Source organism: Vibrio floridensis (genome assembly GCF_021852965.1).
GTDB lineage: Bacteria > Pseudomonadota > Gammaproteobacteria > Enterobacterales > Vibrionaceae > Vibrio > Vibrio floridensis.
The window spans coordinates 98,826-122,010 of record NZ_JAKGCY010000002.1 but is presented as its reverse complement, the minus strand read 5'-3'; the positions used below and the strand labels follow the sequence as shown (position 1 = coordinate 122,010).

19 protein-coding genes and 1 riboswitch are annotated in these 23,185 nt (G+C 47.3%); of the genes, 12 read left to right on the top strand and 7 right to left on the bottom strand.

The window, feature by feature from the left end:
- Positions 1 to 11: 11 nt before the first annotated feature.
- The 5 genes from cmoA to LZU85_RS04875 all read left to right on the top strand — a co-directional run bounded on the left by cmoA (position 12) and on the right by LZU85_RS04875 (position 5,241).
- Positions 12 to 749 (top strand): carboxy-S-adenosyl-L-methionine synthase CmoA, encoded by a 738-nt coding sequence (cmoA, locus tag LZU85_RS04895; RefSeq protein WP_026050621.1) that lies wholly within the window; start codon positions 12 to 14, stop codon positions 747 to 749.
- Positions 750 to 881: 132 nt separating this feature from the next.
- A complete protein-coding gene (gene cmoB, locus LZU85_RS04890) occupies positions 882 to 1,853 on the top strand; it encodes a tRNA 5-methoxyuridine(34)/uridine 5-oxyacetic acid(34) synthase CmoB (RefSeq protein WP_011080032.1) in 972 nt (323 codons plus the stop codon).
- A 132-nt stretch (positions 1,854 to 1,985) separates the two neighbouring features.
- A complete protein-coding gene (locus LZU85_RS04885) occupies positions 1,986 to 2,732 on the top strand; it encodes an ATP-dependent zinc protease family protein (RefSeq protein ID WP_101957205.1) in 747 nt (248 codons plus the stop codon).
- Between the two features lie 7 nt (positions 2,733 to 2,739).
- On the top strand, positions 2,740 to 4,245 hold the full coding sequence (locus LZU85_RS04880) for an inactive transglutaminase family protein (protein ID WP_237286531.1): 1,506 nt from the start codon (positions 2,740 to 2,742) through the stop codon (positions 4,243 to 4,245).
- A 3-nt stretch (positions 4,246 to 4,248) separates the two neighbouring features.
- Positions 4,249 to 5,241 carry an alpha-L-glutamate ligase-like protein gene (locus tag LZU85_RS04875; RefSeq protein ID WP_039554233.1) on the top strand — a complete coding sequence of 331 codons (993 nt, stop codon included), beginning with the start codon at positions 4,249 to 4,251 and terminating at the stop codon, positions 5,239 to 5,241.
- Positions 5,242 to 5,365: 124 nt separating this feature from the next.
- Here LZU85_RS04875 and LZU85_RS04870 read toward each other — a convergent pair whose 3' ends face one another.
- Together LZU85_RS04870 and LZU85_RS04865 are read right to left on the bottom strand one after the other, a co-directional pair.
- Entirely contained in the window at positions 5,366 to 7,006 is a 1,641-nt protein-coding gene (locus LZU85_RS04870; RefSeq protein WP_237286530.1) for a GMC family oxidoreductase, read from the bottom strand.
- An 80-nt stretch (positions 7,007 to 7,086) separates the two neighbouring features.
- Complete coding sequence (locus LZU85_RS04865; protein ID WP_237286529.1) at positions 7,087 to 8,571, bottom strand: coniferyl aldehyde dehydrogenase; 1,485 nt, start codon at positions 8,569 to 8,571, stop codon at positions 7,087 to 7,089.
- Positions 8,572 to 8,732: 161 nt separating this feature from the next.
- On the opposite strand from LZU85_RS04865, the gene LZU85_RS04860 reads away from it, so the two are divergent.
- Entirely contained in the window at positions 8,733 to 9,782 is a 1,050-nt protein-coding gene (locus LZU85_RS04860; RefSeq protein ID WP_237286528.1) for an AraC family transcriptional regulator, read from the top strand.
- Positions 9,783 to 9,832: 50 nt separating this feature from the next.
- Here LZU85_RS04860 and mukB read toward each other — a convergent pair whose 3' ends face one another.
- Genes mukB through cmoM form a run of 4 tightly spaced genes read right to left on the bottom strand, consistent with a single transcriptional unit; the run spans position 9,833 to position 17,145 of the window.
- On the bottom strand, positions 9,833 to 14,296 hold the full coding sequence (gene mukB, locus LZU85_RS04855) for a chromosome partition protein MukB (protein ID WP_237286527.1): 4,464 nt from the start codon (positions 14,294 to 14,296) through the stop codon (positions 9,833 to 9,835).
- A complete protein-coding gene (gene mukE, locus LZU85_RS04850) occupies positions 14,293 to 15,015 on the bottom strand; it encodes a chromosome partition protein MukE (RefSeq protein WP_011080023.1) in 723 nt (240 codons plus the stop codon). Before mukE ends, mukB begins: the two co-directional genes overlap by 4 nt.
- Positions 14,996 to 16,333, bottom strand: a complete 1,338-nt coding sequence (gene mukF, locus LZU85_RS04845; RefSeq protein WP_237286526.1) for a chromosome partition protein MukF — start codon at positions 16,331 to 16,333, stop codon at positions 14,996 to 14,998. Before mukF ends, mukE begins: the two co-directional genes overlap by 20 nt.
- A gap of 2 nt (positions 16,334 to 16,335) precedes the next feature.
- Positions 16,336 to 17,145, bottom strand: a complete 810-nt coding sequence (gene cmoM, locus LZU85_RS04840; protein WP_237286525.1) for a tRNA uridine 5-oxyacetic acid(34) methyltransferase CmoM — start codon at positions 17,143 to 17,145, stop codon at positions 16,336 to 16,338.
- A gap of 97 nt (positions 17,146 to 17,242) precedes the next feature.
- On the opposite strand from cmoM, the gene elyC reads away from it, so the two are divergent.
- Positions 17,243 to 18,043, top strand: a complete 801-nt coding sequence (elyC, locus tag LZU85_RS04835; protein ID WP_176298531.1) for an envelope biogenesis factor ElyC — start codon at positions 17,243 to 17,245, stop codon at positions 18,041 to 18,043.
- 80 nt (positions 18,044 to 18,123) lie between these two features.
- On the opposite strand, the gene torR is transcribed toward elyC, so the two are convergent.
- Complete coding sequence (gene torR / locus LZU85_RS04830; protein ID WP_013571408.1) at positions 18,124 to 18,837, bottom strand: two-component system response regulator TorR; 714 nt, start codon at positions 18,835 to 18,837, stop codon at positions 18,124 to 18,126.
- Between the two features lie 235 nt (positions 18,838 to 19,072).
- On the opposite strand from torR, the gene torD reads away from it, so the two are divergent.
- The 5 genes from torD (at position 19,073) to LZU85_RS04805 (ending at position 23,152) form a co-directional block, all read left to right on the top strand.
- Positions 19,073 to 19,720 carry a molecular chaperone TorD gene (torD, locus tag LZU85_RS04825; protein ID WP_237286524.1) on the top strand — a complete coding sequence of 216 codons (648 nt, stop codon included), beginning with the start codon at positions 19,073 to 19,075 and terminating at the stop codon, positions 19,718 to 19,720.
- 308 nt (positions 19,721 to 20,028) lie between these two features.
- Positions 20,029 to 21,033: an HTH-type transcriptional repressor PurR gene (gene purR / locus LZU85_RS04820; protein WP_237286523.1), complete on the top strand. Its 1,005-nt coding sequence runs from the start codon at positions 20,029 to 20,031 to the stop codon at positions 21,031 to 21,033.
- Positions 21,034 to 21,228: 195 nt separating this feature from the next.
- Positions 21,229 to 21,317, top strand: a riboswitch (cyclic di-GMP riboswitch).
- A 115-nt stretch (positions 21,318 to 21,432) separates the two neighbouring features.
- Positions 21,433 to 22,026: a TfoX/Sxy family DNA transformation protein gene (locus tag LZU85_RS04815; protein WP_176298534.1), complete on the top strand. Its 594-nt coding sequence runs from the start codon at positions 21,433 to 21,435 to the stop codon at positions 22,024 to 22,026.
- Between the two features lie 127 nt (positions 22,027 to 22,153).
- On the top strand, positions 22,154 to 22,834 hold the full coding sequence (locus LZU85_RS04810) for a TVP38/TMEM64 family protein (protein ID WP_237286522.1): 681 nt from the start codon (positions 22,154 to 22,156) through the stop codon (positions 22,832 to 22,834).
- A gap of 9 nt (positions 22,835 to 22,843) precedes the next feature.
- Positions 22,844 to 23,152 (top strand): putative signal transducing protein, encoded by a 309-nt coding sequence (locus LZU85_RS04805; protein ID WP_237286521.1) that lies wholly within the window; start codon positions 22,844 to 22,846, stop codon positions 23,150 to 23,152.
- The last annotated feature ends 33 nt before the right edge of the window (positions 23,153 to 23,185 follow it).

Below are 23,185 nucleotides of genomic sequence, written 5' to 3'. Positions count from 1 at the left end.
AGAGAATGGTTATGAACCCAAAAAGCAATCCAGATACTATTTTTTCGGCTCCAATCGATAAAATTGGGGATTTCACCTTCGATGAACGCGTGGCGGAAGTCTTTCCAGACATGATTCAACGTTCGGTTCCGGGTTACAGCAACATCATTTCTGCTATTGGTATGTTGGCCGAACGTTTTGTCAAACCTCACAGTAATGTGTATGACTTGGGTTGCTCACTGGGCGCAGCCACACTCTCAATGCGTCGCCACATCAAACAAGAAGGCTGTCAGATCATTGCGGTCGATAATTCGAAAGCGATGGTCGAGCGCTGTAAGCTTCACGTCAATGCCTACCGCAGCGATACACCCGTGAACGTGATTGAAGCCGATATCCGCAACATAGATATCGAAAATGCTTCCGTGGTGGTTCTGAACTTTACTTTGCAGTTCTTATCACCGGAAGATCGTTACGCATTGCTGGAAAAAATCTACGCAGGTTTGCGTCCTGGCGGTATTTTGATCCTTTCCGAAAAGTACGTTTTTGAAGATCAAGTTTCTAATGAGCTGTTGATTGACCTTCACCATGACTTCAAACGAGCAAATGGTTACAGTGAACTAGAAATCAGCCAAAAACGCAGTGCCATTGAAAACGTGATGCGTCCAGATTCGAAGAAACAACACAAAGAGCGCTTCGCGCAAATTGGATTCAGCAGCTACGATGTTTGGTTCCAATGCTTTAACTTTGGATCGATGTTTGCGATTAAGTAGCGAGAAGCGAGAAGCGAGAAGCGAGAAGCGAGAAGCGAGAAGCGAGAAGCGAGAAGCGAGAAGCGAGAAGCGAGAAAGTCTTAACGTTTCGCATTTAGTGTCAATTTTTAATTTATTACTCAGTGAAAAACGATGTTTAATTTTGCTAATTTTTACCAGTTAATCGCTCAAGACACTCGTCTTCAGCCATGGCTAAACGTTCTACCTCAACAGCTAACAGATTGGCAAAATGCTGAGCATGGTGATTTCCCTCGCTGGTTAAAAGCACTCAATAAGATCCCAGAAGGCGCACCCGATCAGATAGACATTAAGCACTCTGTCACCATTAGCAATGACACCCCGTTCCATCAAGGCGAGTTGAAGAAGCTTGAAAGCTTGCTGCGTACTTTCCACCCTTGGCGCAAAGGCCCTTATACCGTTCACGGCATTCATATTGACACCGAATGGCGCAGTGACTGGAAATGGGACCGTGTTCTGCCTCATATTTCACCATTGAAAAATCGCAGCGTGCTGGATGTTGGCTGTGGCAATGGTTATCACATGTGGCGCATGTTGGGTGAAGGCGCACGTCTGTGCGTGGGTATTGATCCATCACACCTGTTTTTAATTCAGTTTGAAGCGATCCGTAAGTTAATGGGTGGCGATCAACGTGCACACCTGCTGCCATTGGGTATTGAACAGCTACCAAAACTTGAAGCGTTCGATACCGTTTTCAGCATGGGGGTGTTGTATCACCGTCGCTCTCCGCTTGATCACTTAATTCAACTGAAAGATCAGCTTGTCTCAGGCGGTGAATTGATTCTGGAAACCTTGGTGATTGAAGGGGATGAAACCGCCGTTTTGGTTCCCAAGGAGCGCTACGCTCAAATGCGCAATGTGTATTTCTTCCCTTCGGCTCGCGCTTTAAAAGTGTGGTTAGAATTGGTTGGCTTTGAAGACGTGCGCATCGTGGACGAAAACGTCACCTCTGTCGACGAGCAACGCACCACCAATTGGATGACTCACAATTCACTGCCTGATTATCTCGATCAGAATGACCCGAGCAAAACGGTGGAAGGTTATCCAGCACCTCGCCGCGCAATTTTGGTGGCGAAAAAGCCATAATTGACACGGTTTTGACTCAATAATTTGAGTATCACTAAACCCTAACAAGAGGATGCTTCACGCATCCTTTTTTATACGCTACACTCCTCTTTACAATAACTTATTCCCCTAATTCACTTTTTAAGGCATTCAATGTTTATAAGATTGACGCCAGTACTCGCTCTCGTTTTGTTATCTGGCTGTACTTTAACCAATGGTGAGCAATATCATCAGAAAACCCTGACCGCCCTCCAAGACTCTGAGGCTCGTATTACGAATAAGATAGAGAATCTCACTCTGCAATCCTCAAACCAAGTCGATTACATCGAGAGCCTTGAGACTCAAATTACCGAGTTACAAAAACAAGTTGAACATCTTCAATTGACTCAACAGCAAAGTTTGGCGTCGTCTGAAGAGAAAAAACCAGAACCTAAAGTCATTGCCGCGCCACCTGCACCAGCCAAAAATCAAATCATTCTTGGTGCGATAGAGAAAGTGACTATCGACTCTATTAATCAGTCATTTGATGCCCGTGTCGACACTGGTGCTACCACATCATCACTCAATGCCGTGGACATCGAAATGTTCGAGCGCAATGGTAAAGATTGGGTTCGCTTCCACCTCTCAGATCCCGAACAACCCGCTACAGAACAAAACTGGATTGAAGCCCCCGTTATTCGCTATGTGAAGATTCGTCAATCGACCAATGACGATACTGAACGACGCGCGGTGGTTGAACTGTGGGTCAAAGTAGGCGCAATCAAAGAGAAAGCACAATTTACATTGGCAGATCGCTCACAAATGAGTCATCCCGTTCTTCTAGGGCGTGAGTTTATTCGCGATATTGCTCTTGTAGACGTCAGTCGCAGTTACATTCAAACCGGACAAAAGAAAAAATAGGTAGGCTATGACTTCCCGAGTTCCTTTTTATCTCTCTATCATCCTGCTGATTGTCGCAGGAATAACACTCAGCGTGTTTCGCCATCAAACCTATGGCGTGCCATGGACGCCCGGCGAAAGCCGCCAGATCTGGGATATTGAAGCGCGTATCGAGTTCAATGCCAGTGGTCAAGAGGTCAAAGCCTCGTTGGCTGCGCCTCATACGCAAAATGGTTTTACGTTGATCAACGAAACGGCATCCTCTCCGGGTTATGGTGTTTCATACGTCAATACGGCTTCGGGCCGCCGCGCCGAGTGGTCGATCCGTCAGGCAAGTGGCCCACAAACGATTTACTACAAAACGCAGTTTCTCGTCGACCCACAGGCAAAAGTGACTGTACAACCGCCCACTGAGCCGATCAACAAACCGACCTATTCCAATCCGGAACAAACCGCCGCACAAGCTCTGATTGACCGCGCGATGGCTCGCTCATCTGATAACATCACGTTCACGCGCGAGTTGATCAAGACACTCAACGATCCCGACAGCCAAAACGCAGCGCTACTGCTTAACAACGCTGACCGTGCCACCACCATTTACAAACTTCTGTCGACTGCCGATGTTCAAAGCAAGCTGGTTGGCGTGATTTCTTTGGAAGATGGCCGTCGTCGCCAAACGATTGAATCGATGATTCAAGTGTGGGATGGGCAATCTTGGGTTCTATTCTCGCCAAACTCTGAGCAACACGCTGACCAAGGCAACTTGCTGGTATGGGATGATTCTAACGTATCGCTGTTAGATTTGGTCGGTGGTCAAAATAGCCAAGTGCATTTCTCGATGATTGCGCAAGACATTTCACCGCAAGCGGCAACCAATAACAAAGTGGAAGCCGATGGCCTACTGAACCTCTCAATTCACAGCTTACCTCTCGAAGAACAAGCGATGTTTAAGACCATTATGTTGGTGCCGATTGGCGCACTCATTGTGGTGTTCTTGCGCGTCATCATTGGTTTGAAAACATCCGGCACCTTTATGCCCGTACTGATTGCCGTGGCGTTTGTACAGACGCAACTGGTGACGGGGATTGTCGGTTTCTTATTGATTGTGGGTACGGGTTTGATCATTCGTAGCTACCTCTCCAAACTGAACTTGCTGTTGGTTGCGCGGATATCTGCGGTCATTATTACCGTTATTCTGATTATTTCCGTGTTCACCGTCGTGGCATTCAAGATTGGTCTAACCGAAGGCCTTTCTATCACCTTCTTCCCAATGATCATCTTGTCATGGACCATCGAACGTATGTCCATCTTGTGGGAAGAAGAAGGCGCGAAAGAGGTGGTACTGCAAGGCGGTGGTTCACTGTTTACTGCAGTATTGGTTTACCTTGGCATGACTAACCCATACATCCAGCACCTGACCTTTAACTTTATTGGTCTGCAGCTTGTTGTACTGGCAGCGATTCTATTACTGGGTACTTACACCGGTTACCGCATCACCGAGTTGCGTCGCTTCAAACCACTGGCAGAGGATTAATCTATGTTCTCCTTTTTGTCTAAGTACACATCACCGATGAAGCTGCGACGCAAAGGGATCATGGGGATGAATAAGCGTAACCACGCTTATATTGGTCGCTACAACGACCGTTCCAAATACCCTTTGGTGGATGACAAGCTCAAAACCAAGATCATCGCGCAACGTGCGGGCTGTACAGTGCCGCAGTTGATTGGTGTGATCAGCAATCAGGCCGATGTGAAACGCATTCACGAAATGGTCAAAGATTGGCCCGGGTTTGTTATCAAACCCGCTCGTGGTAGTGGCGGTAAAGGCATTCTTGTGGTGACCTCGCACAAAGAGGGCGTTTACACCAAACCTTCGGGTTCCAACATCAACAAAGAAGAGATTGAACGTCATATTTCTAATGCGCTGGCGGGGCTATTCTCTCTTGGTGGTAAGAACGATGTCGCCGTGGTTGAGAACTTAATTAAGTTTGATAACTGCTTTGACGGATTCAGCTTCGAAGGGGTGCCCGATGTGCGGATCATCGTATTCAAAGGCTACCCTGTGATGGCGATGATGCGTTGCTCAACGGCCGCGTCGGATGGAAAAGCCAACTTGCACCAAGGTGCGGTTGGGGTTGGTATTGATATTGCGACGGGGAAAGCGATTCGTGCCGTGCAGTTCAACCAACCTGTCACTCACCATCCAGACACAGGAAAAGATCTTGCTACTTTACAAGTGCCTCATTGGCAACGTTTGTTGACCTTGGCAGCCAGTGCGTGGGAAATGACCGGACTGGGTTATCTCGGTACCGATATGGTGTTGGATAAAGAAGAAGGACCAATGGTATTGGAACTCAACGCTCGCCCTGGTCTAGCGATTCAAATTGCCAACGGTGCAGGGCTTTTACCACGCTTACACCATATTGAGAACTTGGGCGCACCACTGGTCTATCCCTCAGCGGAAGAGCGCGTCGCGTATTCAATGCGTCAATTTGGCGCAAAACAAGATTTTGATAGCAGCGCAAGCTAGATCAATTCTTGCGTCACTTATACGATACACGCCCGCGATGATTGCGGGCGTTTTCTTGTTGGCCATTTGAGCGCAGTGGCGTATTTTTATCCTAAAACGTCGACAACGACACTCTTAACAACGGTTAAACCACTGGCATAGTTTCCTTCTCCGCACAAACCAAACCCGCATAGTGCGCTTTAATCGCATCGGCGATTTTCTCCGCAATCATGATGGTTGGCGCGTTGGTGTTTGCACCAATCAAGGTCGGCATAATGGAGGCATCCACCACCCTTAGCCCCGCTAAGCCATGAACTCTGAGCTGATGATCAACCACGGCCAGCGGATCACTTGCCACGCCCATTTTGCACGTGCCAACCGGATGATATTGTGTATCGGCTCGGTTACGAATGTCCTGCTCTATCGCTTTGTCATCCGAGGCATCAACGGGATAAAAACTCTCCCCTCGAATGTCATCAAACGCCGAGCTCTCCAACATTTGCTGCTGTTTTTTCCAGCCTTTGATCATGATTTCCATATCTTCTGGATGCGTGAAAAACGCCGGGTCAATGTGGGGCACATCGTAAGGATTGGCGCTGTTCAGTTTGACGCGGCCAACACTTTTGGGTCGTAATAAAGTCACATGGCTACTAAAGCCGTGGCTTGCATGAATTTTACGCGCATGATCGTCCACTACCGCCACGACAAAAACAAACTCCAGGTCGGGGATCTCTACGCTGTCATCAGAGCATAAGAAGCCGATCCCCTCAGCAAAATTGCTGCTCATTTTGCCCGTCCGTTGCGTGATCCATTGTGGCAACGCTTTGGTTAATTCCGACGCCATACGAAGTGAGACACCAAAAGTATCGCGCTTGGCACTGCAACGATAGGTATGAACTAAGTCAATGTGGTCTTGCAAGTTCTCCCCTACCCCGGGTAATGAGTGAACTTGCTGAATACCATATGGCTGTAAATCCTTCTTCGCCCCGACGCCCGAAAGCAAAAGCAGTTGTGGAGAGCCAAACGCGCCAGCAGATAAAATCACTTCTCGCTTACAGCGGATCTGAAACGTGTGGCCTTTTTGGCCATATTCGACGCCAACAGCTCTCTTGCCGTCAAAGAGAATTTTATGGGTGGTAGCTTGAGTTAACACCGTTAAATTTGGCCTGTCCAAATGAGGAGTAAGATACGCTTTGGCGGCACTGCATCTTTCACCATTGATTTGTGTTACTTGAGTGGCCATCGCTCCCAACTGCTGCGCGCCATTGATGTCGGGATTGCGTGGGACGCCGATCGACTCGCAAGCGGCTAAATAACGTTCCAACACGTCACTCGGTGAGCGTAAATTCGTGACATTCAAAGGGCCACCTTGGCCATGAAATTCATCACGATGAATCTCGTTGTTCTCCGCTTTTTTGAAATAAGTTAAGCAGTCGTCATAACTCCAACCGACGTTTCCCAAACTCGCCCATAAGTCGTAGTCGTATCGATGCCCTCTGGCGTACATCATGGCATTGATAGAACTGGAACCGCCTAACGTTTTGCCCCGCGGTTGATACCCTTTTCTACCATTCAAACCTGCTTGTGGGATGGTTTCAAACCCCCAATTGTTTATTTTAGTGGGCATCATCGCCACCATGCCAACAGGTGTATGAATGAGAGGGCTGCTATCTTTACCCCCCGCTTCCAGCAAACAGACGGTGACGTTAGGATCTTCCGTTAATCGAGACGCCAACACACAACCGGCAGAGCCGCCACCGACAACAATAAAATCATATTCCTTCATGCTCTCTCCTCTACCTCGACTGGGTATTTCTGTTTTAAGACGTTTTCAACGCCATCAGTACGGTTGAAGCTTTTTAAAAATCACTCTTTCAGCGTGGGATCAGGTTTGCCCGCGAACACGCGTACCACCAGTTTTTGCACCCAATTGCCATATGGTGGCGCAAACAACTGAATCGGAAACCAATCACGCATTTTCAAGACGGTGCGTGCGTGGCTAAGTTCGCGGAAGCCCTCTTCGCCATGGTAGTTGCCGATTCCGGAATTGCCGACGCCGCCAAACGGCACAGAATGGTTGAGCACATGCCAGCCCCAGCCATTAATGGTGACACCGCCACTGTGGGTTTGAGTGAGCAAGGTTTCACGTTGTTTTGGATGATGGCTGAACAAGTAACACGCCAGAGGCCTTGGCCGTTGGTTGATATAGTCGATGACCTCTTCGATGGCCTGAAAGGTATGAACCGGTAACAGAGGCCCAAAGATCTCTTCTTGGCAGATACGCATATCTGGCGTCAGATTGGTCGCAATATACAGCGGCGTTTTTCGCCCTTCTCCAGGTTCAAGACATTGGGTAATCGTCGCTCCTTTGCTTCGCGCATCCTCAAGTAAGCTATGGAATCGCTGGTACTGCGCGTCGTCGACTAGCGCGGTGTAATCTTGATTGGCCTTGATATCACCGTACATACTTTGATGGGCAGATTTCAACGCATCAACAAAGGCTTCTTGCTTACCTTCAGGCACAAACGCGTAATCGGGAGCGATACAGATTTGCCCAGAGTTGAACCCTTTACCATGCGCAATTCGCTGCGCTGCTTTTGCTATCTCATAATCATCAAACACCACCACTGGCGACTTGCCCCCCAGCTCTAACGTCACTGGTGTGAGATTGGCGGCAGCGTTTGCCATGATGATCTTTCCGCTCGCAGGGGACCCAGTAAACACCAAATGATCAAAAGGCAAATGTGAAATGTCCATCGCTTCTGGATGCGTACCTTCTACGATACGAACTAGATTTGTTGGGTAGATCTCGGCAAGCATGCGACGGAGCTGTCGCGTGGTTTGCGGGCAATTGGGTGGCATCTTGATCATACAGCGATTGCCCGCGGCTAGCGCCGAGATCATCGGGCCTATCGAGAGGTACAAAGGGAAGTTCCAAGGGCAGATAATGCCTACCACGCCTTTCGGCTGATAACGAACCTCCAGTTGATTGCCTTTAAACAGCCACTCTGTCGCTCTTCGGCTGGGCTTCATCCACCCCTTTAAATGTTTGAGTACATGGTTGATATCAAGAATTGGCGCAAGCACATCCGCCATGATGGACTCGGTATGACTTCGACCTCCAAAATCTTGACTCATTGCTTCTGCCAGTACGTCTTGATACCGAGAAAGTTGTTTTTTTAGCGCCAGTAATCGATGTTTTCTCACCAAGTAGCTCGCGCTAGGCTCTGCTTGATAAGCCGTTTGTAATTCGGAAAACCACGTTGCAAGTTCGCTTGCTGTGGCGTCATGGGTTGCCATCACTCCTTGATCGCGATGTACGTCCCTATCTTGCCTAGCCAGTACATTCATGTTTCTCTCCCACGGTGCAATTTAAATAATTACAACATTTTGATAACATGATGCACAGGTTACAAAAAGACAAAAAACGGTGATATTCGGACAAAATTATCTTAAGGTGACTGAATCGCACCTCAGTCCGCGCTAGGATGACGTTGAAATGGAGAGGGACAATGAAATACGCTGCCGTTTATGAACCGGATGCTCAAGCTTGTGGCATTTTAGATCTGCAGTTACTCAACCGCTATTTGGAATCAAAAGTCAGCATTGACTCACTGCTGCTCGGCAGTGGTCTCAGCGTTTCGCAACTCTATACTCCGGACACGCACATCACACTCGCACAAAAATTGGCGATTTTTAGCAATGCCTTAGCCCATTCAGAAGAGGGCGGATTAGGTCTGCGCGTCGGTCAGCAAGCCCGATTTAGTGATTTTGGCGTGCTGGGTTACGCGATATTTAGCAGCAATACGCTCTTCGACGCGATGATGATTGGCTTTAAGTACCTGCGATTGGCCGGCCCTGTGCTCAAAAAGACCATGGGTATTGAAGGCCATACCGGCTATTTTCGCGCCGAACAATTGATTGATTTGCAATCTCTTTTGCCTTTTTGTTGTGAATATTGGTTTGCTGCAATACACAGCTTATGCGAAGAAGTGATGCAAAAGCCCTTCCCTTCCACGATTATCCGATTCCCCTATCCCGAACCGGAATACAGTGAACTGTATCGGCAAATATTTCACTGCCAAATCGAGTTTAACAGCCCACGTTTAGAGTGGCAGTTTGATGCTAGGAGTTTGCAAGAGCCCCTTCCCGCGGCCAATACCGCCACACTGCAACTGTGCCTTAAATCGTGCGACGAAATGTTGGAGAAAGTAAGCGGCAAAGCGAGCCTCAAGGAGAAAATCACCCAAATGTTTGTGGAAAGACCAGGGTATTATCCGTCTATTGAAACCTTGTCCGCCGAACTTGGCATGTCCTCAAGAACCCTTCGCCGTCGCTTGAAAACAGAAGAGAGTAGCTACCAACAAATCTTAGATCATGTGCGCTTCCATTTTGCCCGCCACTACCTTGCTTCCACGAAAATGAGCATTGAAGAGATTTCAGAGCGTATTGGTTTTTCCGATAGCGCCAATTTCCGTCACGCATTTCGTAAATGGAGCGGCGCTTCACCGAAGCAATTTCGCCTGCAAACGCTGACTCGCCCTGAGCTTCATCAACCATAAAAAACGCCCGCGATGATCATCGCGGGCGTTTGGTTTTATCGCTACTGAGTTTACGCTTCAAACTCTTCGATCATCTGTTGCGCTTCACTCTTCGGTTTCTGCTCTTGGCCAAAGCCACGCAAACCGACGACATGCACGTGTTCGTGATCTTTAAACACTTTACGCACCAGTTTATAAGTGGTGCCTTTCTCTGGGCTGATGTTCTCTGGCGCAGCGATAAGCAGTTGCATATCGAGGCGATCACAGAGCTCAAACAGTGTTGAGATCGATTTCGCATCCAAACGCGCCGCCTCATCAAGGAACAGCAAACGACACGGTACGATGTCTTTACTGCGCAGACGACGTGACTCTTCTTCCCAGCTTTGCACCACCATCAAGAGAATAGATTGACCAGTACCAATCGCTTCACCAGTAGACAGTGCACCCGATTCCGCTTGTAGCCAACCATCAGAGCCACGGTTTACTTCAATGCTCAACTCAAGGTAGTTGCGGTAATCCAGCAGTTCTTCACCCAAGACTTGTGGTGAACGTTGCCCCATATCAATGTGCGGGTTAACGCGCTGGAACAGTTTCGCCATCGCTTCAGAGAAGGTGTAACGTGCCGTTTCAAACAGATCTTTATGCTGTTCTTGCTGCGTGGCGAGACCATTCAGTAACACTTCATGGCTTTCGCGCACTTTCACATTGAGTCGAACTCCCTTCACCTGGCCAAACGAGATGTTGGACAAACCTTGGTTCAACATGCGAATACGGTTCTGTTCACGTTGGATGGTTTTCTTAATGATGCTCGCCACCGACTCAGAACTGATGGCCAAGCGGTTTTCACGCATGGTCAACTCTTCCGTCAGACGAGCCAATTCCACTTCCATCTCTTCAATCGCTTCGACCGGATCATCGGTATGGATGATGTCTTGGCGAATACGCTCACGTAAGTGCTGGTAAACCGCAATGTAGAACAAGACTTTGCGTTCAGGACGCGCATTATCTTCAGATAGTCGCAGTGCATCACGCAGATCATCATTGTTGGCAACCGCAAGACGCAGTGCACCCAATGATTTATCCGACATGGAACGCAGTTCGCCCGCCGACAAGTAAGCCAGCTCACGTTTATGTAGACGGCGCTCTACGTCGTTTTCACGAGCTAAACGCAGTACTGAGCACCAGCCTGCTTTCGCAGCAACGACAAACGTACGCAGTTCTACATACTCTTTTTGCACCTTCTTCAAGCGCTTGGCGAGTTCTTTCATGCCCAGCTCTGTTGAAGTGAGGGTACGTTCGTACTCGCTCTTACGGCTGCGTGAGGTGTGCAAACGCTCGTGAAGTTCGTCACGACGGCGAATCGCGCGCTCCAACGCCCCTTCATCGGCACTGACACCAAACTCTGCCAGCTCTTGCTTAAATTCTTGAACCGTTTCCAGCTTCGCTTGGTATGAACTCTTGAGAGAGGCCAATACTTGGTTGTATTGGTTCATCTGCTCTTGCTGCTGCTTGAGCTCATCACGGTAACGGCTACGTGCACGTTCCGCTTCCACCAATTTCGCTTTTAGCTGTTCACTCAGCTCGCTGCTCTTGCTAAGCAGATCAACCGAATCGGCGTAAGCAAAATAGTGGCGACGTTCAACCAAATCCGACAAGGCGAAGATTTGCTTCTTCAACGCTTGCAATTGGCTATCTGCGCTTTGATATTGCGCTTCCAGTGCATCGAACTGCTCAGGATCAGCGTCAAGTACCGCTAATTGGCTTTCTAACTGCTCAACCGCTTTGGCGTGTGCGTTTAAGAACTGCTTCGCATCGGCCAACTGAGCAATTTTCTCTTCCAGTTCCGCGAAGCGCTCTGCGATGGTGTCATCGCTGATCACCGCCATCATCGGTGCCAATTTATCCAGCATGGTAAGCGCTTGCTTACTGTTTTGGATTTGGCTGCGCATCTGCTGCTCTTTCGCTTCCAACTCAGCCAGAGTGCGCGTCAGTTGGTTGCGCTTATCGCGCGCAATCACAAGTGCTTGCTCAGGATCCGCGGCAAAGGCCACTTGAATGTGCTCCGCCACAAACTGGTTAAACGCTTGGAATAGACGCTGCATTTTCTGCGCGTCAAATGCCGCTTTCGCGTGCTTTTCAACGACTTCTTCGCGCTCGCTACGCAGCAGCTCTAGACGTTGTTCACGTGCTGCGCGACCAAACAGCGGGATCACAGGGAAGCGAGAGTAACGCATTTGACGATCGTTCAAACGCACGCACACTGCACCCTCTAGCTCTTCCGCTTTGATTGAGCTGTCATCAAAGGCATCCACATCGCCTTCAATGATGTAAAGATCCTCAGGACAGTCGTCGAGTTCCACCAGTTTTTCTTCGATGCCCGACAAATCGGACACCACAATCGCATGACGTGCAGGGCCGTACATCGCACTGAAGTAAGGCGCATCGTCAATGGTGATGTCGTCATAGATCTCAGAAAGCAAGACACCGCCTAGCGTATCCGCTAAACCTTTCAAACGTGGGTCATTAGAACCACCAGGAGAGGCCAGACGTTCAATTTCACTTTCCAGTTGGCTGCGACGCTCTGCCAGCTTGTCTTTGGCTTGAGAAAGCTGTTTCTCTTGCTCAAGAACTTGCTGCATTTGTGACATCACCGATTGGCTATCCGCCAGCTCTGCGCCACTTTGCTCACGCAGTTTTTCCAGTGCATCATTGGCCGCAATCCATTTTGGCGCGATCGCCTGAAGCTGCGTGATGTCACTTTGTAAATCTTGCTCCTGACGGCGCTGATCGCTACGCGACTCGCGATTCTCTTCCAACGCAATCTCAAGAGAGTCAAGTTGAGCATGATGACGTTCACGCTCTTGCTCAAACATCACTTCATCATCAAGCGTAACTTGGTGTGCTTTTTGGTATTCCGCGACCAAGGCTTGCGCTTGGTTTTGCTGATTCAAGCTACGTTCTAAGTCACGATGCTGCGCGCGCCATTGGTTTTCGTTTTGCACCACTTGCTGCGCGGAACGCGCTTGTTGAATAGCCGCTTTCGCATGGCGAGAAGCCTCTGCACGTTCAACTTGACCAGCAATGCTGTGCACTAATTTCAGCGTATTTTCAAACTGTTGTGCGGCCGCGGAGGACATATCCAGTTTGTGCTTTAGCGCCAACAAGGCTTGGGTCTGCTCTGCTTCGCTTTGGGTTAACTGCGCCACCAAGGCTTGCGCAGATTCAGCGGTTAACGTGCTGTCAGACAAAAGCACTTTGGCCTTTTCTAGCGCTTGAACTGCCTGTTGATATTGAAGCGCGCGAGTTTGCTGCACATCCAACGCCTGTTGGTAATCGGCCAACTGCGTTTTCAAGCTGTCTACTTCGTTTTCTGCGACGGTAGACTGCTCTTCGGCCATTAAGACGCGCTCTTGCGCTTCTTCCACGACCATGGATTGCTCTTCAAGACGCTCATTCAGCTCTTCAAGATCTTCTTGGTAACGCTCGATTTTCTCTTGCTGACGCAAAGCATTTTGCACCAACTGCAAATGGTCAGAAGCGCCTTGGTAGTCTTGCTCCAATGCCGATTCTGATTCAATCAGCATTTCCAACTCTTGCTGAACTTGGTTCAGTAAGCGGTTTTGCTCAATCAGTGTCTCGCGCGAGCTAAAGAGTTCAGAGCGTAGTGACAAACTTTGCTCTAACTTCTTGTGACGCTCATTGGCGTGACGCATATAGTCTGCCGCCACATAATTGGTGGATTCCGTGATCAAATGCTTGAAAAGATCGCGGTCAGCTTGCGTTGTTTTGATCGCTTCCAGCGTCATACGGTTTTCACGCAGTGCCGATTCCATATCTTGGAACGCTTTCTTCACCCCACCATTTTGTGGCAACAGGTAGTCACGCAGCGAACGAGTAATTGCACTCGAGATACCGCCATACAATGAAGCTTCAATTAGGCGGTAGAACTTAGAACGGTCGCTCGAGTTGCGTAATTTCTTCGGAATAACGCCAAACTCAAACATCTGTGCATGGTAATCGACAATCGAAGCGAAGCTCTTAAACTGAACGCCCTCGTACTGAGCAACGCTCTCTTTCACTTCGTTGATTTGACGAACGCGCGCCTGAGTGGCCGAGACCGATTCAATCAGCACATCCGTTGGCTTCACATGACTTGGCAAGCCTTGAATCACAAACGGCTTGATGTCCACTTTTTTGTCACGACCCGCCACTTGCTGTAGCTTCACCGCAAACAGTAAGCGTTGATTGCGTGAGTTCACTACATCCAATGCCGCGTAACAGGCACCCGGTTGTAACTTACCGTACAAACCTTTATCGCGAGAGGCTTGGCTGCTGCCCGCTTCGGTTGTGTTACGGAAATGCAGCAAACTTTGGTCTGGAATCAACGCGGTAATGAACGCCGCCATCGTGGTTGATTTACCTGCACCATTGCCCCCTGACAGGGTGGTGACCAATCCATCAATATCAAAGGTACGAGCGAAAAAGCCGTTCCAGTTGACCATGGTCAGCGATTGATATTTACCTCTTTCAATCATGCTTCACCTTCTAATTCAGCTTGCTCGTTATAATCCTGTTCTTCTTCGTCAGCCAGTAGGCTTGCCTGAGTCGGCTCTTGAGTGTGAACCACTGCTTCACCATCGCGGATCAAACGCAATTGCGCTTCGCGAATATCATCTCCCGCGCGCACATCCGCACCAAAACGGAACACCGCTTCACTGATGCTGAACTTGCCGCTGTCTCCCACATTGATGATCATGCCTAAACGGCGTAAACGTCTTAATGAGGTGCGTACTTTTTCGAACAACTTTTCACGGTCGAGATCAGACCCGGATGCTCGGTTGGTCACCAATTTCATCAGTTTCTTTTCATCGGTCAGTGCGATCAGCTCTTCATACAACTCTTGATTGGTAAAGATACCTTCATGTGCCAAACGCTCTGGACTCAAGTAAAGGAAACAGAGCACCTTACCCACCAACATGTCCAGCTCAGAGAGCACACTGCGGGCAATCAATGAGGTTGAACGCGGACGAAGGTAAAAGAAACCTTCTGGCGCTTTCACCAATTCGGTGTTGTAACGTTGGTAAAAAGCCGACAGCTCTACTTCGTAATCCGACAACAGTGCGTGGTTATCTAAATCTTCACTCGAGATGTGACGACCTGCGCGCAGCATGCTATCCAATGCTGGAAACAGCGGGTTGCAAATCGCTTTGGCCAGATTTTCTGGCATGTATTCATTAATATCGGTCGATGACATTTGCTTGTACCTTTGCGCCGTAGTCGTTAATTGCCTGCCAATCTGGCTGAATCGCTTGGTAATCCGATTCGGAATAACCCATGCGCACCGCTTGGTCGATAACGATACGAGCTAAATCGAAATGATGAGTGCGAGGGTGTTGCGCGAGATAATCTTTGAGAACAATGCCGAGATCGATCGGCTTGCCGTTATCTTTATGGAGACGCAACATCTCGCCGATACGCTCGGCAAGCTCATCATTGACTTGTTGAAACTCTTCATATTCCACTTCAAGTGGCACTTGTCCGGTCACTTCGTCGTCACGCAGCACTAAGGCTTCATCACGCAAATCGCTCAAACGCTCAGCATCTGCGTAAGTGAGATACCATGGCATGTCGAAGTAATCTTTGACCGATTGGCGTAGACGAGTACTGAAGATTCGGTTTTTATCCATATCAATCGCGGTACGGATAAATTTGTGAACATGGCGGTCGTAACCGATCCACAGATCGATGGCTTGTTGACCCCAGCTGGTGATGCGATCGAGCTTCATCTGCAACCCAAACAGAGTTTCTTCGATAAACTCGAGCTCTTCATCCCCATAGACCAACTCTTGAATATCCAAGATCTGAGTTTGCAGCTCATCCCCTGCCGCTTGCAGTGTATCTTGCAGCTCTTTGAGCGTGTTTGAGGTTTCTGAAAGCAGTGACTCACAGTTGTTGATCGCTTCACGCCAATCTTTGTTCAGCAGATCGGCAATTTGCTGTTTAACCGATTGTTGTTGCTCATCCATCACGCGTTGGTTGAGATCGATTTGATCAAAAATCTCACCCACTGAATATTTCAGCACCGCATAGACATTTTTCTTCCAATGCCCTGCCGTCCCTCCTTGCTTGGCCGCTTCAATGGCTTTCGCCATTTCGCCAGCCACCATGGAGAGTTGAATCGATAATCTAAGCTTGGAGAAATCTCGATGACGGACATAGTAGTCGGTAATGCCGATCGCCAACGGCGAAAGACGGTAGATACTGGCACCTTCCGTCATTTCGCTGGTAAAGCGGCTGATCAGGCGCTGCTTAACCAACTCATTGATGGCGTTGTTGGCGCGAAACGCTGAGGCTTCACCCGTTTCTTCAAACAGTCGAGTGACGATAGTAAACGCATCATGCAGCTCACCTTCACCCAACTCTTCATCAAACCTTTCGTTACTTAATACAGCGATGGCGATGAGAAACGCCAATCGCTCGGTGGTCAGGTTCAATGAGAAATCGTGCTGCTTAACCCAACTAACCAATTCATCGATTGGTTGCTCTGCAGCATTGAGAGTTGTCTCACTCATTGTTATTCCTGTTTATCTTTCTTCTTAGCCCACACATGAATGTATCGGCCCAGCGAGAGGTAAGGCTCTTGGCGACACAGACGTCGTTCCAACTCGAGCACATCCTCGTACTGGTAATCACCCATATTCTGTCTGTTCCCTATATAATCACTGAAACAGCGAATACCGGATTTTCCATAAATTTCAAAACCTGCGTCTTCAATCCACTGATAAACAGATTGAGGTTCTAGGCCTTTTTGCGGTTGCAGCTTAAAGCGTTTGCGATGAGGCATACCCTCAAGAATATGTGGGATATTGCCACAGACCACATTCTTATAAACCAAGCCATGGTGGTTGTAGAACATAATAGACGCGGCGCCACCCGGTGCGACTTGTTCTAATACCGTTTCCAACGCGGATTTTGGATCCGCCAACCATTCCATCACGGCATGAAACATCACCACATCGACGGGCTCTGCTAGGTGCTCACCAATCTTCTGCACCGGAGAATGGATCAGCCGATACTGCTCAAGCAAGCCATTTTTTGCAATATCCTGCTCTGCTAATTGCAGCATTTCAGAAGATAGATCACATAAGGCAATGCGATGTCCGAGTTTGGCAAGCTTTTGTGACATTTGCGCCAACCCGCCCCCCGCATCCAATACGGTTAGAGGCGGTTTGGCCTCGTCAAAGGTGGCTAACAATTGTTGAAGATCTTCCCAAACAATCACTTGGCGAATCTCGCCTTTGTCTGACCCGTAAATATTTTTTGCAAATTTGTGGGCAATATCGTCGAAATTACGGTCTTGGTTCACAGCAGCTTGAGTTATCATATCTAATCGTGCTGCTATTCTGTCATAAGGAAAGCAGATATAAAGAGGCATTCTCTTATTTTTATTATCAAGTGATGTTTTTTCGGACTATTTCTGTATGTTTGAGCTGAAAAAAGTGCTCTCGGCACTGTTAATGCCTTTGCCAGCACTACTTTTAATAGGCTTAGCTGGTCTGATGCTGATTATGTTTAGCACCAGACAAAAAACGGGGTGTTTCATCATATTATTCTCCTTTTTGGGGATATTCTTGGTTTCTTTCCAACCCGTTGCCAGCAAGTTATTAATGCCATTAGAAAGGCAATACTCTGTATTTCTACCCGAAGTACAAACCGTCGATTACGTCATGGTATTGGGCAATGGCCATGTGGTGGATGATCAAATCCCCCCTACGTCTGAGTTAAGCCGTACTTCGTTGATGCGTTTGACGGAAGGGATTCGTATTTTAAAGATGTATCCGGGCTCAAAATTGATTCTGTCTGGCTATGCGGGCGGCTCAGAAACCAGCCATGCGCGCATGATGGCGAATGTGGCTTTGGCTCTGGGTGTCGCGAAATCAGACATTATTCTTCTTGAAGATGCCAAAGATACTTGGGAAGAAGCGAGACAAGCAGCGGCGTTTGTGCGTCAGAAACAGCTGGTTTTGGTTACTTCTGCCAGCCACATGGCACGTGCAATGAAAGAGTTTCATGACGCTGGCATAACGCCGTTACCCGCGCCAACAAACTACCTTGCGCAAAAAAACATCTCTCAAGCTTGGGATAGATATGCCCCTAAAGCCATCTACCTTGAGCAAACAGAGCGCTACTGGCACGAAACCCTTGGGCAGCTATGGCAAGGCATGCGAGATTTGCTTCTTACTGACGAACAAATCATGGCAGAGAATCGGGCATCAAAATGATGCTTCATGAGCTGCAAAAAACAAAAAAAGAGCTTACTCAGCTCTTTTTTGTTTGTTAATTTTGGCTTTCTAAACAACGCCTAGTCGCCAGCAAACATGTAACCTTCACCGTGTACGGTCACAAAAATTTGTGGGTTCTTAGGATCAAACTCCATTTTAGCTCGCATACGACGAATCAAAACATCGATTGTTCTGTCGTTTGGCGCATCAACGCGATGGCTGATCATGTTGAGAATGCGCTCACGACTTAATACCTGATTTGGGTAAGAAGACAGTGCCACCAGCAGCTCATATTCTGCCTTGGTCAACTTCACTGGCTCACCATTATGACTCAACGCTCGACGATGAATATCGAAGGTCCAATCACCAAAACGGACAATATGGTCTTCGTTTTCTGCGTCTTGGTGTTTTGAGCCACCACTGCGCGTAAGCGAAATTCGCCACAACAAGTTTTTCACTCGAACCAGCAGTTCACGTAACTCAAATGGTTTGGTGACGTAGTCGTCTGCCCCCATCTCCAAACCAACAATTTTATCTATGCTATCCGTGCGTCCGGTTACCAGAATAATGCCAATGTCCGATTGGCTGCGTAGTTCACGGGTCAGCATCAAGCCATCTTCGCCTGGTAAGTTAATGTCTAACATCACCAAATCAACGCAGCTATTTTGCAAAATATGGCGCATCTCAGCACCACTTTCCGCTTCACTTACTGTGTAACCTTCTTTTTGAAAATAACCCGCAAGTTTACTGCGAGTCACTACATCATCTTCTACGACTAATACGTGATAGCTCATTTACACCACTTCATGTCATTTCTGTCTACACGGGCAGACATTCTATTCATAACTAGTAACATTTCTAGTCATACTTCGTTTGAAATGCAAGTATCTTGATTTTTATTGATTCAAAACAAGCTTAATATCAAGCTATTAATAAGCATAATTATCTTTATATTTTTCTTAACAATAGGCGTTATTGCTATTCATTTTTTTTGGTTACACTTATAGGAGATTGATTTAGGAGCGATAAATGATGCAAGAGATAAAAGCCTTTAATGAAAAACGTGCGGAAATATATTGGTGGCTTTCCAGCTTGTTTGCCAAAGAACTGACACAGAAAGAGCTCGATAAATATCAAAGCATGGAAATTAGAGCGTTTTTAACTGGATTGGCTGAGAACGATTCGCTACGTCCATCGATTGATGACTTTGTCGATGCCCTCAATCGTCTGGTTGACCGTCAAGATGCACAACTGGAATTATCCGCGGATTTTTGTGACCTGTTTTTGAAAACCGCAAAACACGGTGCGCTTCCATACGCATCAATTTATCTCACAAAAGATGGCCTGCTTAATGGTGAGCCGGCACAAAAAATGGACGCTTGGCTTCAAAAACATGGCGTACAGGTCAATCAACAATTGAATGAACCTGCCGATCACTTGGCCATCATGCTCGATTTTCTTGGCAACCTCATCATTCGCTCCAATGAACTTGAACAAGAGCGTCACATGGAAGAAGCGTTTGTCGAACAAAACGACTTTCTCCAAGAAATGTTACTCTCTTGGCTTCCAAGCTTTGCTGTTCGTGCAAAGGAATGTGATGAATTTGGTTTCTATTCCAGTGCGATAAAACTACTTGTCGCATTTTGTAAGCTGGACAGCGACTATTTAGTTGGATAATAATTACGCCCTTATCAATAGAGCAAACACTCGGTTACACTTTAACCACTAAAGTGTGAACGCGGATACAGATTTCGCGGTTCGATTAGGTTGCCAGCTTTGCCGTCACAGTCTAAAATTGAGACCGCAATCGATAAAACATGATTTTAATGCAAACCGCTGAAACACAGCGGTTTTTGTGTTTTTTTAAGCTAAGCTGCTGCTTTTCTAGTGTGTCTTCTTTTAAGGCGAAATCGGAGAAAGGTAGCAAACCGTGTTGCCACGAATGTACTTCATTTCAACTGGCAACCTAGGACAGGACAATACCTATGGCCACAATAAAAGATGTCGCACGTCTCGCTGGCGTATCAACTACAACGGTTTCTCACGTAATCAATAAAACCCGATTCGTGGCTGAAGCCACTCAAGAAAAAGTCATGAAAGCGGTTGACGAGCTCAACTACGCACCGAGCGCAGTGGCTCGTAGCTTAAAGTGCAACACCACCCGCACTATTGGTATGCTGGTTACGCAATCTACCAACTTGTTCTTTTCTGAAGTGATTGATGGCGTAGAAAGCTACTGTTACCGTCAAGGCTACACACTAATTCTTTGTAATACTGGCGGTATCTACGAGAAGCAACGTGATTACATTCGTATGCTTGCGGAAAAACGCGTAGATGGCATTTTGGTGATGTGTTCAGACCTCACCGAAGAACTACGCGAAATGCTTGATAAGCATGCAGATATTCCTAAAGTGATTATGGACTGGGGCCCAATCAGCTCACAAGCCGATAAAATTATCGATAACTCAGAGGAAGGTGGCTACTTGGCCACTAAGTACTTGATTGAAAATGGTCATACAAAAATTGCGTGTTTAAGTGGTCACTTTGAAAAAGCCGCGTGCCAAGAGCGCATCCAAGGCTTTAAACGTGCGATGAAGGAAGCCAATATCACAGTCAACGAAGATTGGATCCTTGAAGGGAACTTCGAATGCGACACGGCAGTGATGGCAGCTGACAAGATCGCGTCGTGGCAAGATCGCCCAACGGCAGTCTTCTGCTTCAACGATACCATGGCACTGGGTTTGATGAGCCGTCTTCAACAACTAGGGCTTCGTATTCCAGAAGACATCTCTGTGATCGGCTACGACAATATCGAGTTGGCAGAATACTTCTCGCCACCATTGACAACAATCCACCAGCCAAAACGTCGTGTCGGTAAAAATGCATTTGAGATCCTTCTCGAGCGTATTAAGGATAAAGAGCACGATAAGCGTATATTTGAAATGCACCCAGAGCTCGTTATTCGCGACACAGTTAAAAAAATCAATTAGTTAACACTAATATTCTAAAGCATCCAAGTCTGGGTGCTTTTTTTTATTCTTAGTAAGTGATTTGTTAAGTCAAATTCTGTTCAGTTCTTAAAATCGAGCACTCATTCACTTAACTGCAGCTATTACTTGAAGCAATGTCACACTTTTAATCTCAAAATGTGATGTTACTCCAATAGAAATCGTATTCTTTAAGTGTCACGCACAGGGCAAACCATCTGAAAAGGTGGGACGCAAAGCCTCCGGCCTAAACCATTCATAATTTGGTAGGTAGCGGGGTTACCGATGGCAAAAATGCATAACAACAAGTTTACCCATTAATGACATTGTATTTGCATTGGTTTGCTAATCTCTCGGACCTGATTTGGTGGCGTAATTGTAATTACACCGAGATAACACATCATGGATAAACCGATACTCAAAGATTCAATGAAGCTTTTTGAGCAACTTGGTGCGATAAAGTCTCGCTCTATGTTTGGCGGGTTCGGCCTTTTTGCAGATGAGACGATGTTTGCGCTCGTTGTCAAAGACCAGCTTCATATTCGCGCGGATCAAAAATCGACATTACTTTTCGAAAAGAAAGGACTAAAACCATACGTTTACACCAAGCGTGGGTTTCCAGTTGTCACTAAGTACTACGCGATCTCTGATTCGCTTTGGCAAGACCAAAATGCGCTTCTGTCCGTAGCGAAACAGGCACTAAAGAGTGCAAATAGTGACAAGCAGCAACAAGCAACTGCAAAACCGGATAGACTTAAAGACCTCCCTAACCTACGTTTAGCCACCGAACGAATGTTGAAGAAGGCAGGTATTGAAACCGTAGAACAGTTGGAATCGCAGGGCGCTGCTCGCGCGTATCAAGCGATTAAAAACACACACACGGGCTCAGTCAGCTTAGAGCTGTTGTGGGCACTTGAGGGCGCAATTAAAGGGACGCATTGGAGCGTTATCCCTCAACAACGACGTGATGAGTTAGTGAATAACTTGTCTTCATAGTAAGACAAAGTGACTATTGAGTTATAGACTAGAAACCACACCCCTACAGGTGTGGTTTTTTCGTATGGCACGAAATTATTTCTTTTTCACTCGGGTCTGATTACAACGCTATCTGGAGAATCTATCAATGAACAAAAAACTCGTATTCGGACTGTTGCTTATCACCACTATCATCTTATTGGGTGTTAACTTTAGCCAATACCTCACCTTAGAAAACGCTAAGGCGCAGCAAGTCGCTTTAACTCACTTTATTGAAGATAACTTCTGGTTATCCGCCATCAGCTATTTCATCCTTTACGTCGCTTTGACTGCTTTTTCTGTACCTGGCGCGACCGTCGTCACACTGCTTGGCGCTGCTCTCTTTGGTTTTTGGTTTAGCCTACTTCTGGTTTCCTTTGCCAGTACCATAGGGGCCACCATCGCATTTCTAAGCAGTCGTTACCTATTGAAAGAATGGGTCCAGAAGCGATTTGGAGACAAACTGAACTCGGTGAATCAAGGTGTTGAGAAAGATGGCGCGTTTTACCTATTTTCACTTCGCCTGATACCGATATTTCCATTTTTCTTAATTAACTTATTAATGGGGTTAACCCCTATCTCTATCAGTCGTTACTACGTCACTAGCCAAATTGGCATGTTGCCCGGCACGGCGGTTTACCTCAATGCTGGGACTCAGTTGGCAGAGATCAATACCTTATCTGGTATTTTGTCACCGGCTGTCATCGCCTCTTTTGTTTTACTTGGTGTATTTCCAATCGCTGTTAAGTGGTTGATGAGCAAGTTTCGTCCACAGTTCACGTCTCAGTAGAATGCCATTATGATAGTGTTTACGGCTAATACACCGATAGAAGCGCATATTGTTTGTCAGTTGCTACTTAATGAGCAAATACTGTGTGAAGTACGTGGTGAAGGTTTATTTGGTCTTAAAGGGGAGCTTCCAGCCACAGACGACACCAATCCTTATGTATGGCTGTTGGAACCAAATAAGCTGGCGTTTGCCAAAACAGTCGTGGAGAGTTACCAAAGCCAATGTACATCTGTTGCCAATTGGCAGTGTAAGCACTGTGGCGAGGAAATTGAAGGGCAATTTGGCGCTTGTTGGTATTGTGGTTCTACACTCGAATAAGTATAGGATTTCGATAGAAAGTGAGATGGTAAT

Bases quoted from the DNA above. Each gene is read 5' to 3' on its own strand.
- mukF (WP_237286526.1), bottom strand. From the start codon at position 16,333: ATGAGTGAGACAACTCTCAATGCTGCAGAGCAACCAATCGATGAATTG.
- torD (WP_237286524.1), top strand. From the start codon at position 19,073: ATGATGCAAGAGATAAAAGCCTTTAATGAAAAACGTGCGGAAATATAT.
- LZU85_RS04875 (WP_039554233.1), top strand. From the start codon at position 4,249: ATGTTCTCCTTTTTGTCTAAGTACACATCACCGATGAAGCTGCGACGC.
- LZU85_RS04870 (WP_237286530.1), bottom strand. From the start codon at position 7,006: ATGAAGGAATATGATTTTATTGTTGTCGGTGGCGGCTCTGCCGGTTGT.
- LZU85_RS04810 (WP_237286522.1), top strand. From the start codon at position 22,154: ATGAACAAAAAACTCGTATTCGGACTGTTGCTTATCACCACTATCATC.
- LZU85_RS04815 (WP_176298534.1), top strand. From the start codon at position 21,433: ATGGATAAACCGATACTCAAAGATTCAATGAAGCTTTTTGAGCAACTT.
- cmoM (WP_237286525.1), bottom strand. From the start codon at position 17,145: ATGATAACTCAAGCTGCTGTGAACCAAGACCGTAATTTCGACGATATT.
- LZU85_RS04865 (WP_237286529.1), bottom strand. From the start codon at position 8,571: ATGAATGTACTGGCTAGGCAAGATAGGGACGTACATCGCGATCAAGGA.
- cmoB (WP_011080032.1), top strand. From the start codon at position 882: ATGTTTAATTTTGCTAATTTTTACCAGTTAATCGCTCAAGACACTCGT.
- LZU85_RS04885 (WP_101957205.1), top strand. From the start codon at position 1,986: ATGTTTATAAGATTGACGCCAGTACTCGCTCTCGTTTTGTTATCTGGC.
- mukE (WP_011080023.1), bottom strand. From the start codon at position 15,015: ATGTCATCGACCGATATTAATGAATACATGCCAGAAAATCTGGCCAAA.
- cmoA (WP_026050621.1), top strand. From the start codon at position 12: ATGAACCCAAAAAGCAATCCAGATACTATTTTTTCGGCTCCAATCGAT.
- torR (WP_013571408.1), bottom strand. From the start codon at position 18,837: ATGAGCTATCACGTATTAGTCGTAGAAGATGATGTAGTGACTCGCAGT.
- elyC (WP_176298531.1), top strand. From the start codon at position 17,243: ATGTTTGAGCTGAAAAAAGTGCTCTCGGCACTGTTAATGCCTTTGCCA.
- LZU85_RS04880 (WP_237286531.1), top strand. From the start codon at position 2,740: ATGACTTCCCGAGTTCCTTTTTATCTCTCTATCATCCTGCTGATTGTC.
- LZU85_RS04860 (WP_237286528.1), top strand. From the start codon at position 8,733: ATGAAATACGCTGCCGTTTATGAACCGGATGCTCAAGCTTGTGGCATT.
- mukB (WP_237286527.1), bottom strand. From the start codon at position 14,296: ATGATTGAAAGAGGTAAATATCAATCGCTGACCATGGTCAACTGGAAC.
- purR (WP_237286523.1), top strand. From the start codon at position 20,029: ATGGCCACAATAAAAGATGTCGCACGTCTCGCTGGCGTATCAACTACA.
- LZU85_RS04805 (WP_237286521.1), top strand. From the start codon at position 22,844: ATGATAGTGTTTACGGCTAATACACCGATAGAAGCGCATATTGTTTGT.